Source organism: Actinomyces ruminicola, assembly GCF_900103885.1.
In the GTDB taxonomy this organism is placed as follows: Bacteria; Actinomycetota; Actinomycetes; order Actinomycetales; family Actinomycetaceae; genus Actinomyces; species Actinomyces ruminicola.
Genome location: NZ_FNIM01000020.1, coordinates 24522 through 38208 on the forward strand (window position 1 = coordinate 24522; position 13687 = coordinate 38208).

11 protein-coding genes are annotated in these 13687 nt (G+C 72.0%); 4 read left to right on the plus strand and 7 right to left on the minus strand.

The window, feature by feature from the left end; all coding sequences use genetic code 11:
• Positions 1 to 15 precede the first annotated feature (15 nt).
• The 3 genes from BLR49_RS11750 to BLR49_RS11760 are packed head-to-tail and all read left to right on the plus strand — an operon-like array spanning position 16 to position 4849.
• Positions 16 to 1305: a DUF58 domain-containing protein gene (locus tag BLR49_RS11750; RefSeq protein ID WP_245690681.1), complete on the plus strand. Its 1290-nt coding sequence runs from the start codon at positions 16 to 18 to the stop codon at positions 1303 to 1305.
• Positions 1302 to 3584, plus strand: coding sequence for a transglutaminase-like domain-containing protein (locus BLR49_RS11755; protein WP_092537848.1), 2283 nt, complete (start codon positions 1302 to 1304; stop codon positions 3582 to 3584). The genes BLR49_RS11750 and BLR49_RS11755 overlap by 4 nt, the downstream gene beginning before the upstream one ends.
• Positions 3581 to 4849, plus strand: a complete 1269-nt coding sequence (locus tag BLR49_RS11760; RefSeq protein ID WP_143013767.1) for an RDD family protein — start codon at positions 3581 to 3583, stop codon at positions 4847 to 4849. The genes BLR49_RS11755 and BLR49_RS11760 overlap by 4 nt, the downstream gene beginning before the upstream one ends.
• A gap of 27 nt (positions 4850 to 4876) precedes the next feature.
• On the opposite strand, the gene BLR49_RS11765 is transcribed toward BLR49_RS11760, so the two are convergent.
• The 3 genes from BLR49_RS11765 to BLR49_RS11775 all read right to left on the minus strand — a co-directional run bounded on the left by BLR49_RS11765 (position 4877) and on the right by BLR49_RS11775 (position 8705).
• Entirely contained in the window at positions 4877 to 6355 is a 1479-nt protein-coding gene (locus BLR49_RS11765) for a serine/threonine-protein kinase (protein ID WP_092537852.1), read from the minus strand.
• Positions 6352 to 7737: an FHA domain-containing protein gene (locus BLR49_RS11770; protein ID WP_092537854.1), complete on the minus strand. Its 1386-nt coding sequence runs from the start codon at positions 7735 to 7737 to the stop codon at positions 6352 to 6354. Before BLR49_RS11770 ends, BLR49_RS11765 begins: the two co-directional genes overlap by 4 nt.
• Positions 7738 to 7976: 239 nt before the next feature.
• On the minus strand, positions 7977 to 8705 hold the full coding sequence (locus BLR49_RS11775) for an FHA domain-containing protein (RefSeq protein ID WP_143013768.1): 729 nt from the start codon (positions 8703 to 8705) through the stop codon (positions 7977 to 7979).
• 62 nt (positions 8706 to 8767) lie between these two features.
• Between BLR49_RS11775 and BLR49_RS11780 the strand changes: the two genes are divergently transcribed.
• Positions 8768 to 9355, plus strand: a complete 588-nt coding sequence (locus tag BLR49_RS11780) for a hypothetical protein (protein WP_092537858.1) — start codon at positions 8768 to 8770, stop codon at positions 9353 to 9355.
• A 64-nt stretch (positions 9356 to 9419) separates the two neighbouring features.
• Here the strand turns inward: BLR49_RS11780 and BLR49_RS11785 are convergent, their stop codons facing one another.
• From BLR49_RS11785 to BLR49_RS11800, 4 genes are all read right to left on the minus strand, one after another.
• A complete protein-coding gene (locus BLR49_RS11785; RefSeq protein ID WP_092537860.1) occupies positions 9420 to 11282 on the minus strand; it encodes an ABC-F family ATP-binding cassette domain-containing protein in 1863 nt (620 codons plus the stop codon).
• Positions 11282 to 12268, minus strand: a complete 987-nt coding sequence (locus tag BLR49_RS11790; RefSeq protein ID WP_092537862.1) for a 4-(cytidine 5'-diphospho)-2-C-methyl-D-erythritol kinase — start codon at positions 12266 to 12268, stop codon at positions 11282 to 11284. The genes BLR49_RS11785 and BLR49_RS11790 overlap by 1 nt, the downstream gene beginning before the upstream one ends.
• Positions 12265 to 13242: a 16S rRNA (adenine(1518)-N(6)/adenine(1519)-N(6))-dimethyltransferase RsmA gene (rsmA, locus tag BLR49_RS11795; protein WP_092537864.1), complete on the minus strand. Its 978-nt coding sequence runs from the start codon at positions 13240 to 13242 to the stop codon at positions 12265 to 12267. The genes BLR49_RS11790 and rsmA overlap by 4 nt, the downstream gene beginning before the upstream one ends.
• 69 nt (positions 13243 to 13311) lie before the next feature.
• On the minus strand, positions 13312 to 13687 hold a 376-nt coding region (locus tag BLR49_RS11800; RefSeq protein ID WP_176765869.1), incomplete at its 5' end, for a transglycosylase family protein.

Here is a 13687-nt window from a genome sequence, read left to right on the forward strand (position 1 = left end):
CGCACGAGCTCGCCCATGACCAGCCCCGCCCCGCCCCCAGAAACAACCACCGCCGCGTCCGCCGTGGTGCGAATGCTGCAGACCGCCCGTCACGTCACCGCCCGGATTCGTTCCGGTGCCGGCCACTGGCACGGCCTCCCGGTGGTTGCCGCTGTGCGCCGCGGCGTCGGCGTGGTCACTCGCACCGGCTGGGCCTGCGCGCTGCTGTTGGCGTTGTGCATCGTCGGCGGTGCCCGGCTGGGCTGGCAGGAGGCCTGGGCGGGCGCCGCGGTACTCGGCGTCGTCGTGGCCACCGCCTGGCTGTGGCTGCTGCCGCGAGGCGGCCATGCCGTCACCCATGAGCTGTTCGAACGTCGCGTCACGGTCGGTGACAACGCCATCGTTCACCTGACCGTGCACAACCCCGCCGGGCGCATCCTGCTGCCCGCCCGTATGGAGATGCCCGTCGGCACCGCCAACGCGGTCTTCGCGGTCCCCACCCTGCGCCCGGGCGCCGACCATGAGCGCGGCTTCATCCTGCCCACGGCCCGCCGCAGCGTCGTCACCGTCGGTCCGGTCGTCTCCGTGCGCTCCGACCCGGTCGGCCTGCTGCGCAGCGAGCACAACCACACCGAGCCGCAGCTGGTGCACATCCACCCGCGCATCATCCGACTGGGCGTCACCCTGCGCGGCATGATGCGCGACGTCGAGGGAGCCGTTACCCAGGAGTTGTCCAGCTCGGACGTGTCCTTCCACGCCCTGCGCGACTACGTGCCCGGGGATGACCGCCGCAACGTCCACTGGCGCACCACTGCCCGCACCGGCAGGCTCATGGTGCGCCAGTTCGAGGAGACTCACCGCGCCAGCCTGCTGGTGCTCCTGGACACCCTTCCCGACGACTATGAGACCGACGAGGACTTCGAGACGGCGGTGTCCGTGGCCTGCTCGCTGGCGCTGAACGCCATCTCCGACGGCCGGGAGGTGTCCCTACTCACCCAGGCCGGACCCTTGCCCACCGTTACTGGAATGCGGCTGCTGGACGCCTCCTGCCTGCTGCAGGAGACGCCGGACGCTTACGGCTGCGACGAGCTGGCCCGGCAAGCCACCACCCGCCACCCCGAGGCATCGGTGCTGGTCCTGGTAACCGGCCAGCGCTGCGACGACGCCGTGCTGGGGCGCGTGCGCACCACCACCCCTGTGGATACGGTGGCGATTGCGCTGCGCTGCGGCGCCCGGCCACTGGGGCGCCACGCGGTTGGCACGCTGTCCGCCTTCGACCTCGACCGCCTGGAGGCCCTGCCCATGGTGATGCGGAGGGCCGCATGACCGGCTCGCTGAAGGAACGCTGGGTTTATCAGGTACTGGTCACCGTGCTGCTGTTGGCCGGCGCCATCCCCTTCACGGTCCCTTTCGGCTCCCAGATCGGCGCCGTCGTCGGCATGATCGGGGTTGGGCTGGGGGTGGGCATTGGCCTGGCAACGGCTCGGTCCCGCCTGTCAGCACTGCCCACGCTCGCCGTCGCCGCGTCCGCACACGTGCTGCTCGCCCCCTGGCTGCTGCCCGATGTCACCGGCAGCCTTGACGGCGTGTACACGGTCCTGGCTGCCACGGTCACGGTGTGGCGCGACGCGCTCACCCTGCCACTGCCGCTGACCGCCTTCCCCGGCATGACGGTCCTGCCTTGGCTGACCGGACTGACCTGCGGCGTGTTGGCGACCCGCTTCGTTGCCGCGGGGCGGCTCCACCTGGCCGGATTCGTGGTCCTGGGTGAGCTCGCCGTCGGCATCGCCTGGGGAGATGCCGACGCGCCGCTGCCCGCCGTGGTTGGCGCGCTGCTCACTGCCGGCGTGCTGGGGCTGTGGGCGCTGGCGGCGCAGCGGGGCCGACGTGACCGGGTGGCCGAGGTACTGGAGGACTCCGATTCGGGATTGGCCACGGGTGCCCGCCGCGGTGTGGCCCGGGCAGGAGTTCTCCTGGCCATTGTCGTGCTCGTCGTCGCGGTCGCCGCGCCCGCCGCCCCAAGTGGCCGCACGGTGTTGCGCGATGTGTTCAATCCGCCGCTGGACCTGACCGAGTACGCCACCCCGCTCGCGCTGGTCCGCACCCTGGAGACGGAGCTGGCCTCAACCACGCTCATGACCGTGTCCGGGCTGCCCGAAGGCGCCCGCATCCGCATCGCCGCGCTTGATTCCTATGACGGCCTGTCCGCCCGCATCAGCCAGGACTCCGACGGCGGCGCGCACTTCCAGCATATCGGCGAGGGCACCCCGCTGGTGGCCGACTCCGACGCCGCGGGCGGCTCAGCGGCCGCGGACACAGACTCTGCGGACGCCCTCACCGTCACCCTCACCCTGGACGGCTACACCTACCCGTGGGTGCCCACCGTGATGGAGACGCTGGCGATAGCCCCCTCAGGGGATCGGGCCGAGACGATCCGTGAGTCCCTGTTCTACGACACCTTCTCCTCCACCGGGCTCGTCACCGCGCGACTCGCCGCCGACGACATTCTGACCGAGACCATCGCGGTTCCCGCCACGCCGCCGGACTCTGACCTGATTCAGCTGTCGCTCGCGGACGTCGATCTCGGAACCGTGGAGGACGTGCCGGCATCGGTTCAGGCGCTGGCGCATTCGCTGGTCGGCTCGGAGTCCGAGCCGCTCAACCAGATACGCATCCTGCAGCAGGCGCTGCGCACCGGTTACTACTCCGACGGAACCAAGAGCCCCTCCGATCCCGGTCACGGAGCGGCCCGCCTCGCCGCCATGGTCTCCGCCGACTCCCTGGTGGGAGACGACGAGCAGTACGCGGTGCTGATGATGCTCATGTGCCGCTCGCTGGGCATCCCGGCGCGGGTGGTGATGGGCTTCGAGCCGGGCACCGACGGCGACGCCTCCAACGTCACCGGAGAGGACGTCAGCGCGTGGGTGGAAGTGGCCTTCGAGCAGGTCGGCTGGGTGAGCTTCGATGTCACCCCCGAACGCGACCAGGTACCACAGCAGCAGAGCGCCCGCAAGGTCTCCAACCCCGAGCCGCAGGTGCTGCAGCCGCCGCTGCCCCAGCAGGACCCCGCCGAGCTGCCACCCGTCTATGAGGACGATGACCGGGACAGCTCAGAGGATGACCGGCCTGCCGGGCTGCCCACCGCCGTGATCGTGTCTCTGGCGGTCGTCGCAGGCATCGCGGCACTGTTGGCGGCCATACTGGCCGCCAAGCTGCTGCGCCGGGCTCGGCGCCGCCGTCGGCAGGGGGTGGACCGGGCACTCGGCGCCTGGGACGAGGTCGTGGACCGCGCCCGCGACCTCGGCAGGAACACACCGGGCGGCATTACCCGAAGAGAGGCCGCAGCAAGTCTGTCGGTCGGCTTCCCCCGGGCGGATCTTCCGCGCTTAGCCCGCGCGATCGACGCCCAGGTCTTCGCTGCGGGCGACCCGTCATCGTACGATCTGAAGCAGATCTGGGAATCCGCCGACGCCATCGTTCCTGTGATGGCGTCTGACTGTCCCCGGTGGCGCCGTGTGCTGGCCCGGTTCTCGCCGCGCTCGCTGTATCGGCCCGCCGGACGCAGTACGCGGCCACAACCCACTTCGAGGAGGACAGGCTCGTGACGGCCACTTCAGCATCCCGCCGCACCAACGGCGGCCCGGCGGCGCCCCCGCACGCCTCGGCAGAGAGAGTCTCCGCCGAGGCGCCGCCCAGTTCCGCAGGCACATTCCCGCCGGCCCCCGTGGTCGCCGGTCCCGCACCGGTCCGCGCGCGCGTCCTCGCGGGCCTGATCGACCTGGCTGGAGGCGCAGTCCTGAGCGGGATGCTCGCCTCGCTACTGCGCCTGATCGGCGGTGCGAGCTGGATGGTGTCCCTACTGGTGGCGGCCGTGATCGTGCTGGCGGTACGTGAGGTGGTCCTGGGGCGGACCGGCTGGACCCCGGGCGGTCGGCTCATGGGCGTGCAGCTGGTCTCCGACCGCACCGGGCTTCCCCCGGGGACGGGTCTGATCCTGCACGCCGACCTCACCTTCATATGCGTCCTGCCGACGCTCGGCCTGGGCGCCATCGCTCTGATGCGCACCGTGGCGGCGGATCCTCAGGGACGCGGCTGGCATGACCGCCTCACCGGCGTAAGGATGGTGCACGCGCCCGCGCGGCCCCCGGCCGCCGCCCCCGCGTCCGCTCCCCCAGCGCCCCACGCCGCTCAAGCCGGCCGACGGAGCCCGTTCTCCGACGGACGCTTCTCATTCACGCCGTCAAACAGCCCCATCACCGAGGTGGCTGACACCCTGGACAGCACCAGGGCCGCGGCGTCCATTCCGAACACCAAGTCGGCGATCATCGACTCGGTCCCCTGGTCCGCCGTGCCAACGCCGCTCGACTCCACCACCGACGACGTCCCCAAGGTCCCCACCGGCGAGGCGGAGACATCCGCCTTCGCCCTCAATGCCCACGCCGCCGGTCCGGCCAGTCCTGCTCCGAATGCGGATGCGTCCGCCGCCGTCCCGGAGACCAGACGTCGGCGCCGTGCCGCTCAGCGCAAGCGCGAGGCGGATAGCGTGCGCATCCGGCTCGTGCCCGCCGACGGCGGGTCACCCATCCTGCTGACCGCCCCCACGGTGGTAGGCCGGGATCCGGCGAACATCTCCGAATACCCCGGGGCGAAGCATGTGTCCCTGCCCGATGTCAGCCGGTCCATCTCCAAGACGCACGCCGCCCTGGCCCCCGTTCCGGGAGGCCTGTGGGTGACGGATCTGCACTCCACCAACGGCACTCGCATCGAGCAGCAGGGCACTGTCAAACAGGCGCAGCCGGAGGTGCCGGCTCCCGCACCGGTCGGCTCGGTGCTGATTCTCGGCCGAGCCGAATATCGGATCGAGGATTGAAGTCTCCTCCGGTTTGATGCTCTGCGGCTACCCCACGTTGGCGTCGTTCCCCGCCTCGGTGCTGACGCAAACCGAAGCGGGTGAGGAGGTCCTGCCGTCGGAGCGCACGCTGTAGACCTCAATGCAGGTGTTACCTGTCCGGGCCGGCAGCTGGACGGTGGTCGCCTGCGTCGACTGCATCGCGGAGTCACTCTCCCCGGCCACGTCCTCCCGGAACAGGAAGCTGCCGTCCCAATCGTCCTCCGGAGCCTCCCAGGTGAAGGTGACCGCGGTCCCGTCCTCGGACAGGGCACCGGTCAGGCCGCGGGGCGCGGCCACGGACGTCCCGAGCGGATCCGCGCTGGCAGCAGGAGCCAGCGTCGCGAACGTCGCCACCGGCCGGCTGTGCTCTGACATGCGCGAAGTGACCACAGCGGTGGTCACCGCCGCGGCGGTGACCACCACCGCCAGCGCCCCGATCAGCAGCCGCGAGCGCCGCGTCCCGGTCTCCGGCTCGCCGTCGGCCTCCGTCCGGATGTCTACGACGGGCACGTGCGTGGCGGTCTCCACGAAGGGCTCGAACACTCCCAGGCGGGTGGCCTTGTCGTCGTCGACCAGGGCGTCAGCGTCATGGGCCGCCTCAGAATCCTCCTCCGTGTGGAACAGATCGACCGCGGTCATCGGTAGCCCCAGCTCGGCCTCCACCTGCTGAAGGGCACGGGCCAGGGCCAGCGCCGTTGGGTAGCGGCGGGCGGGGTCCTTGTCCATGGCCACGCTGAGCACGCGGTACAAGGAGGGAGGGACGTCCTGGCGCCCCAACGGTGGCAGCTGGTCCTTGATGATTCGCCGCGACAGCTCGTAGACGGAGTCGGAGGACTCGGGGATCTCGAAGGGGCTGCGACCGGTCAGCATGGCGTATGCGGTGGCGGCCAGGGAGTAGATGTCGGAGGCGGGGTCGGCTGTGTGGGAGCCGACCAGCTGCTCGGGCGGCGCCCAGGGGACGCTCATCCCGCGCAGTTCATCGTTCTCGCCGCGAGGACCGCTCATGGCGGAGATGCCGAAGTCTGACAGCACCGGTCGGCGGTAGGCGGTGAACAGGATGTTGGCGGGCTTGATGTCCCGGTGCACAATGCCGACCCGGTGCGCGGACTCGACCGCTCCGGCGATCTGAATGGTGGTGCTCAGGGCGTCGGCGACGCTGAGCGGGCCGCGGGACAGCACCGTGCTCAGCTGTGGCGGGGGACAGTACTCCATCACCAAGAACAGGCGGTTGTCGACCGCAGTACCCGCACCGTAGATGGACAGGATCGCCGGGTGCGAGGACACCCGCGCCATCAGGTTGGCCTCGGACTCGAAGCGGGAATCCGGGCCGCCGCTGACGCCGCAGTTCATGACCTTGACGGCCACTTCTCGCTGCGGCATGTGCTGTTCGTACAGGTAGACCCGCGAGTAGCCCCCCGCTCCCAGGTCCCGTATGTAGGTGAATCCGGGGATGGATGGGGGGGAGTCCTCGCGGCCCTGGCTCACGGCAGGTCCTCCAGCAGGAGCGACTGCCCGTCGCCCAGGTCGAGGATGTCTCCGCTGCGCAGCAGCACCGGCTCGGTGGAGGACATGCGCATCGGGGAAATGCCGTCACGGCGCAGCACGGTGCCGTTGCCGGCGGACAGGCTGCGCGCCAGCACCGACCACTCATCAAGCTCAATCAGCAGGTGGTTGCGGGAGATGACCTGCTGCTCGCTGGGCACGGTGACAACGGCCGGCACGGCGCCATTGAGCTCACCGACATGCTCGGGCGAGGGCTCACGACCGACGAGCACCGGCCGGTCCAGCACAACCTCGCCACCCGAGGATACGCGCACCCGGCCCAGCGGAGGACAGGCGATGATCCGTGCCGGCTGAGTGAGCTCGGCGCCGCATTCGCGGCAGTTGACGTAATTGGTCGGGTTGGCATGTCCGGAGGGGCAGATGACGGACAGGGCCATGCGGGTGGGGGCCGCCTCGGTTGCCTCGGTGTCGACTCCCTGCGTGGGCTCGGGCTCGTCCCGACTCTCCTGCTGCTCCGGCAGCATCCTGCCGAGCTCTTCAACGAGGTCCTCGGGCAGGTCCGCCACCGTCCACCCGTCGTGATCCCCAGGAAGGTCGGGGCTGCCGGCGGACTGCACCGCGGCGAACTCGGCCGTATCCGACTCGGCCGCCGCTTCAGAGGCGACGGCGGACCTGGCCGCCTGTTCCCGGCCCGTTTCTTCAGGCACGTCGCTGTCCGACCCAGCCGCCGGTTCTTCGTCGGCCTCGGCCTGGGCATCCGGCGCGGCGACCTCGGCGTCATCGGCGGCCTGCACGGTTTCGGTCTCAGCCGCATCGGCGGCCTCGGCGTCAGCGGTGTCAGCGGTGGCCTGCACGGTTTCGGTCTCAGCCGCATCGGCGGCCTCGGCGTCAGCGGCGGCCTCCGCGGCATCGGCAGCAGGGGCCCCCAGTTGCAGACGGGCCGCCCGTACCACGGCGTCGACGGCGGGACGCAGCACCGTGCCCGGCTGCTCGGGCGCCGACAGCACGACACTGGACTCGCCGGGGAGGAAGGACTCCATCCACGTGGCCACTTCGGCGGCGTCAAAACTCTCGCCGTCTACCCGGAGGGACAAGGATCCGCGCAGAGCCAGGTGGGTACCCGATTTCTCCAAGAGCACCAGGGCGAAGTCCGGGATGCGGGAGAGACGCCCCCCGGCTCCCATCACAAGACGGTCAAGGATAGCAGTTAGGGTGCCCTCAGGGTCTCGCAGCACCCGCCATAGCTCCGCCACCAGCTCTTCAGGAACCTCCGGCGGCAGCAGCAGCACCCCTCGAGGCGCCACCGCCGCGCTCCAGGTGCCCTCTGCCCACAGAGTCTCACGTTCGACGGACGTGTCGGTCACGTTTTCTCCTTCATCGGCTTGTTAGACGGCGCCGAGCAACCGCCATTCTGTAAGGCAGTGTCTCACAGACGCGCGCAGCCGCCAATCGCCCTGGCCCGCGGATTCCATCACCACCCGCTCGGGCCTCCCGAATTCGGTGGTGCAAGATCGCCCGCAGAGGAATGGTAGGTGCCCACGAAAGGCCGAACGGGTGGGCCGACGATCTCATGCGGAGCCGGTGCGGACATTGCGGCGAGCCATTAGCGAATCATGCACTCGGCATCGCCGAAGTAGACCCGCCGTCCTCGTTCCACGGTTTGGGCCCGTCCCGGGACCAGCCGATGAACACCGCGGGCGTCCTCCACATGTGTGCCATTGGTGGAGTTCAGGTCGGTGATGACCACACCGCCACGCACCGGCTCCAGCAGTGCGTGGGTCTTGGAGACCGACGGATCCTCCTGGAAGCCCGGCAGCAGCCGGCTCGTTCTGCCCGGAAGCGGGGCGGGCGCGCGCCCCAGCACCGTCGGCTGGGAGACGGTGAGCAGGTGCCCGTTCGCCGCCACCAGCTGTACCGGTTCCGGGCCGTGCTCCCTCGCGATGACGACCGTCCCCGCCATCCGGTCGTACCAGGTACGGCGCCAGCCGCCGTCCTCGGTGCTCATGACCATGATCAGGGGAAGTATCCCGAAAGTCGGCAGGGACGCCAGGATGAACAGCCAAGCGCGCTCGACGGCGGCGCCCCCCGGCGGATCCGTGGGGCGGATCGCGCGCCGCAGCCGGATGGAGGTGAGCGCCTGCCCGGGGCTGGCACCCGTCCGCGCCTGGGCCAACGTTATCACCCCGGCGATTGCGATCCCCACCGCCAGGCGAGCCGCCGGAGGCAGCGGCACCAGGACCCCGGCACCCGCGATGATCACGATGTCTATGACGCCGGCGATCACCCGCCGTATCCGAGAGGCGGGGAGCGGAGAAGGTGCGGAGGCGGCCACCGGTTCAGCATAGATCCTGCCGCATCCGCTATATTGCACAGGTCTGTTAAAGGAGTAGCACAATGCAGATCGCCGTCACCCCGGATCCGGGGCGCTGGGTCGTCATCCCCGAGTTCCCCCCGCCGGGTTGGGCCCGCACCGAGGCGCAGACACGCAGCCTCCTGTTGGACATGACAGGTCCGCAGTGGCGCACCGCCTTCGCGAACCTGCTGGAGGAGCTGCGCCGCACCGAGCGGGGCACCTCCCTGGCGCGGCTGCTGCACGTCGGCGAGGGCGGCCATCAGATCTTCGCGGTTGACCTCAGCCTCGTGATTGCACGGGACGACGGCACCAAGGAGGGGCGGCAGGCCACCCAGCGCGCGCTCATTGACGACCTGCTGCCCCAGGCGGAGCAGCCGCAGCGCCTGCGTCCCGCCCCGCGGATGGCCGGCTTCCAGGCCGTGTCCAGCCGCAGCGACGCGGGCACGACGAACCGCCCCAGCGCGGTAGTAGTCCTGCGCATGGCGGGGCTGCCGACCATCCCGGTCGACCTGGTCATGCGGGCGTGGAAGGCCGCCCCGGAGGTGGTCGCCTCCGCGCTGGACGACGTGGTCGCCCTCAGCCAGGCAGTCGCTCCCGTGGATGCACTGCCGAGGACGCCCGAGAACTGAGCCCGCTCCCGGCCCCGCAGTCGCGCCGACGGGGCGGCCGGCAACTCAGTGGCTCAGTACTCGCTCAGTACTCGGCGGCCTCGGCGGCCTCGGCGGCCTGCAGCCACTGGGCCTCCAGGTCTGCCTGCTCGGCCTCGGCCTGCGCCAGCTGCTTGCCCAGCGCGGTCAGCTCCTCAACCTGCAGCCGTGCCGAGGCCTGTTCCATGCGTTGGTGCAGCTCGTCGATGCGCGCCGTGGCCTTGTCCAGGCGGCGTTCGATGCTGGCCAGCTGCTTGCGGGCGGCGTGCAGGGCGGCGCCGCCGCGCTCCTGGGCGGAGGGGTTGCGCCGGGGCCCCGGCTCCGCAGCCGCGGCCGCCTGCGCCTCCCGGCGCAGCCGCAGGTACTGGTCCACTCCCCCGGGCAGATCACGGATGGTGCCGTCGCCGAGCAGGGCGATCTGGTGGTCGGTGACCCGTTCAAGCAGGTAGCGGTCGTGGGAGACCACCACGAGCGTGCCGGGGAAGGTGTCCAGCAGGTCCTCGACGGCGGTGAGCGTGTCGGTGTCCAGGTCGTTGGTGGGCTCGTCCAGCAGCAGCACGTTGGGCTGCCCCATCAGCAGCCGCAGCAGCTGCAGGCGGCGCCGTTCTCCACCGGAGATCTCACCCACCCGCGTCCATGCCCGCGAGCGGGTGAAGCCGAGCCGTTCGACCAGCTGGGCGGCGGTGAGTTCCCGATCGCCAACCGTGACGCGCCCGCCGACCATGGCGACGGCGTCGACCACGCGCGCATCGGCCAACGGGTCTAGTTCATGGGTGGTCTGGGACAGGGTGGCGACAGCCACGGTCTTGCCGCGCACCACCCGGCCCCGGGTGGGCTCCTGGGTCCCCTCCAGCAGCCGCAGCAAGGTGGTCTTGCCGGCGCCGTTGACGCCGACGACGCCCACCCGCTCACCCGGGGCGAGCCGCCACGTGACGGAGCGCAGCACCTCCCGCTTACCGGCGGGGGCCGCGGGGTCCGGGAACTCCACGCTCACGTCCTCGAGGTCGATGACCTTCTTGCCGAGGCGGGCGGTGGCCATGGCGGTCAGTTCCACGGTGTCGCGCGGCGGCGGCACGTCGGCGATGAGGGCCTCGGCGGCGTCGATGCGGAAGCGCGGCTTCGAGGTGCGGGCGGGGGCGCCGCGGCGCAGCCAGGCGAGCTCCTTGCGCAGCAGGTTCTCCCGCTTCTCGGCGGCGGCCGCGGCCTGTCTGGCGCGCTCGGCGCGGGCCAGCACGTACGCGGCGTAGCCGCCGTCATAGGTCTCGACCCGGCCGGGGATCTGGGGGCGGTCGCCGCCGGGGTCGACGCCGGGGACGACCTCCCACACGTGGGTGCACACGGCGTCGAGGAACCACCGGTCGTGGGTGACGGTGACCAGGGCGCCGGCGGCGCGTCGGCGGGAGAAGCGGGCGGCCAGGTGGCGGGCGAGCCAGTCCACGCCCTCGACGTCGAGGTGGTTGGTGGGCTCGTCGAGGATGACGAGGTTGGCGTCGGCGGTCAGCGTGGCGGCCAGGGCCACGCGGCGGCGCTGACCGCCGGACAGGGAGGCGAGGCCGGCGTCCAGGTCGAGGTCGGGCAGCAGCCCGGCGTGGATGTCGCGCACCGCCGGGTCGGAGGCCCACTGGTGTTCGGGCGCGTCGCCGTGCACGGCGGTGCGCACGGTGGCGTCCGGGGCGAACTGGTCGGCCTGGGTGAGCATTACGGCCCGGGTGCCCCCGGCGCGGGTGACGCGGCCGCCGTCGGGGGTGCGGGCGCCGGCCAGTAGCGACAGCAGGGTGGACTTGCCGGCTCCGTTGGGTCCGAGGACCCCGATGCGCTCCCCCTCCTCGATGCCGAGATTCACCCCGTCAAGCAGTGTGCGCGGGCCGACGGTGACACGCACGGATTCCACGCCGAGCAGGTGCGCCATCAGCCCACCACCCGGGCGCCGGCGACGGGGGCGTCGGCGCGCAGGGCCTCGGCCACCAGCCCGGAGGCGTTCAGCGCGTTGGCAACGCGCATGGCGGCTGCCGGATCGGGCGCCAGGGCGGCAATGGTGGGGCCGGAGCCGGAGACGATGGCGCGCAGCGCCCCGGCGGACTCCGCGAGCGCCATGACATCGGCCAGCTGCGGGCGCAGGTCCAGGGCCGCGGCCTGCAGATCGTTGTGCAGGGCGGCGGCCAGGGCCGCGGCGTCGCCGTCGCGCAGGGCGGCGGTCAGGGAGGCCGGGACCTCGGCCGGGGCTGCTGCGACACCCGTCGGAGAGGCCTCGGCGAGCTCGTCGAAGCGGCGGAAGACGGCGGGGGTGGACAGTCCCTCGGCGGCCGTGGCGAACACCCAGTGGTAGGTGCCGCGCGCCATGAGCGGGGTGAGCCGGTCGCCGCGGCCGTGGCCCACGGCGGTGGCGCCGAGGAGGGGGAAGGGCACATCCGCCCCGAGCCGCGCCGCCAGCTCGGTGAGCTCGGTCAGGCTCAGTCCCGTTCCCCACAGCGCGTTGCAGGCGAGCAGGGCGGCGGCGGCGTCGGCGGAACCGCCCGCCATGCCGCCGGCGACGGGCACGCGCTTGCGCAGCAGCAGGTCGACGCCGTCGCCGACCCCGGCGGTCTCGGCCAGCAGGGCGGCGGCGCGCACGGCCAGGTTGGTCTCGTCGGTGGGGACGTCGGGATCGGGCTCGTCCAGGGTGAGGGTGATGGTGCCGTGCAGGTCGGCGGCCTGGCGACGGGCGGTGACGGTTTCGATGAGGCGGACGGCCTGGAAGACGGTGGTCAGGGGGTGGTAGCCGTCGGCGGCGGGGGCGCCCGCGGAGAGGAACAGGTTGACCTTGCCGGGCGCCTCAACGCGCACCTTGGTCATGGAGCCGGAGCGGGGCGGGCGGGGCGCGGCACCGGTCCCGGGGACGGCGTGCAGTGGGCTCATGGCTTTCTCCCGGTGTTGCTGGGCTGTGCATCGGCTGCTGGGGTGGTGGCGTCGGCGGCCGGGGCCGTGGTGAGCGCGCCGACTTCGACCAGCGCCTGGGCCAGGGCCGCGAAGGCGAAGACGTCCAGTTTCTCCCCGCGCAGGCTCGGGTCGATGCCGGCCGCGCGGGCAGCGGCGTCGACCTTTCCCGTGCCGCCGGCCAGCGGGGCCAGAGCCTTGCGCAGGGTCTTGCGGCGCTGGGCGAAGGCGGCGTCGACGACGGCGAAGACCTGTTCGCGGGTCGCGGTGGTGACCGGGGGCTCGCGGCGGGTGAGGGTGACGATCGCGGAGTCGACGTTGGGAACGGGCCAGAAGACGCTGCGGCCAATACGGGCGTCGCGGTGGACATCGCCGTACCAGGCGGCCTTGACGCTGGGCACCCCGTAGGTGCGCGAGCCCGGGGCGGCCGCGAGCCGGTCGGCGACCTCCGCCTGCACCATGATGGTCGCCGTGCGCAGGGAGGGCAGGGCGGCGAGCACGGTGAGCAGCACGGGCACGGCCACGTTGTAGGGCAGGTTGGCGACCAGCCGGGTGGGCGGTGCGGCCGCGTCCGGAGCCGGCAGCATCTCGGGGCCGGTGATGGTCAGGGCGTCGGCGGCCAGCACGGCCAGGCGCTCGGCGGCACCGGGCAGGCGCTCGGAGACCGTGATCGGCAGGGCGCGGGCGAGCGCGGGCTCGACCTCGACGGCGATCACCCGGGCTCCCGCCTGCAGCAGGGCCAGGGTCAGGGAGCCCAGTCCGGGGCCGACCTCCAGGATGGTCTCGCCGGGCTGCACGCCGGCGAGGCGCACGATGCGGCGCACGGTGCCGGCGTCGTGGACGAAGTTCTGCCCGCGCGACTTGGACGGGCGCAGATCGAGCGCGGCGGCGAGGCGCCGAATGTCGGCGGGGCCGAGGAGGCCGGTGGCGGTCTCGGAGGCGTCGGGCGTGGGCACGGAGCCCAGCCTATGCCAGGGTGCGGATGGGCAGGGCGGACGGGCGGGCCGTCGCCGCGGCTGCGTGAGTCAGAGCAGGCCGAGCTGGGCGGCGCAGTGCGGCCACTGTCCCCAGCCGGACTGGGCCTGGAGCTTCTTGGCCATGGCGGTCTGGGTGGCGGCGTCGGCCTCGTGCGGGTAGCCGGTGCCGCCGAGCGCCTGCCAGGTGGACAGGGAGAACTGGTACATGCCGTAGAAGCCGTTGCCGGTGTTGGTGGTCGGGTTGCCGCCCGACTCGCACTGGGCCAGGGCCTCCCACACCGAGTCGTCGGCGGCGGAGGCGCTCGCGGAGCCGGATCCGGAACCGCCGCCGGTCGCGGAGCCCGAATCCGTATCGGCGGTGTCGGTGGAGGCGGCGTCCGCCGTGCCGGTGCCCACCAGCACCACCTCATCAACCCGCTCGGAG

Excerpts from the sequence above, each read along its gene's own strand:
- BLR49_RS11785 (WP_092537860.1), bottom strand. The coding sequence starts at position 11,282 with ATGGCGCACCTGCTCGGCGTGGAATCCGTGCGTGTCACCGTCGGCCCG.
- BLR49_RS11790 (WP_092537862.1), bottom strand. The coding sequence starts at position 12,268 with ATGAGCCCACTGCACGCCGTCCCCGGGACCGGTGCCGCGCCCCGCCCG.
- BLR49_RS11750 (WP_245690681.1), top strand. The coding sequence starts at position 16 with ATGACCAGCCCCGCCCCGCCCCCAGAAACAACCACCGCCGCGTCCGCC.
- BLR49_RS11780 (WP_092537858.1), top strand. The coding sequence starts at position 8,768 with ATGCAGATCGCCGTCACCCCGGATCCGGGGCGCTGGGTCGTCATCCCC.
- BLR49_RS11755 (WP_092537848.1), top strand. The coding sequence starts at position 1,302 with ATGACCGGCTCGCTGAAGGAACGCTGGGTTTATCAGGTACTGGTCACC.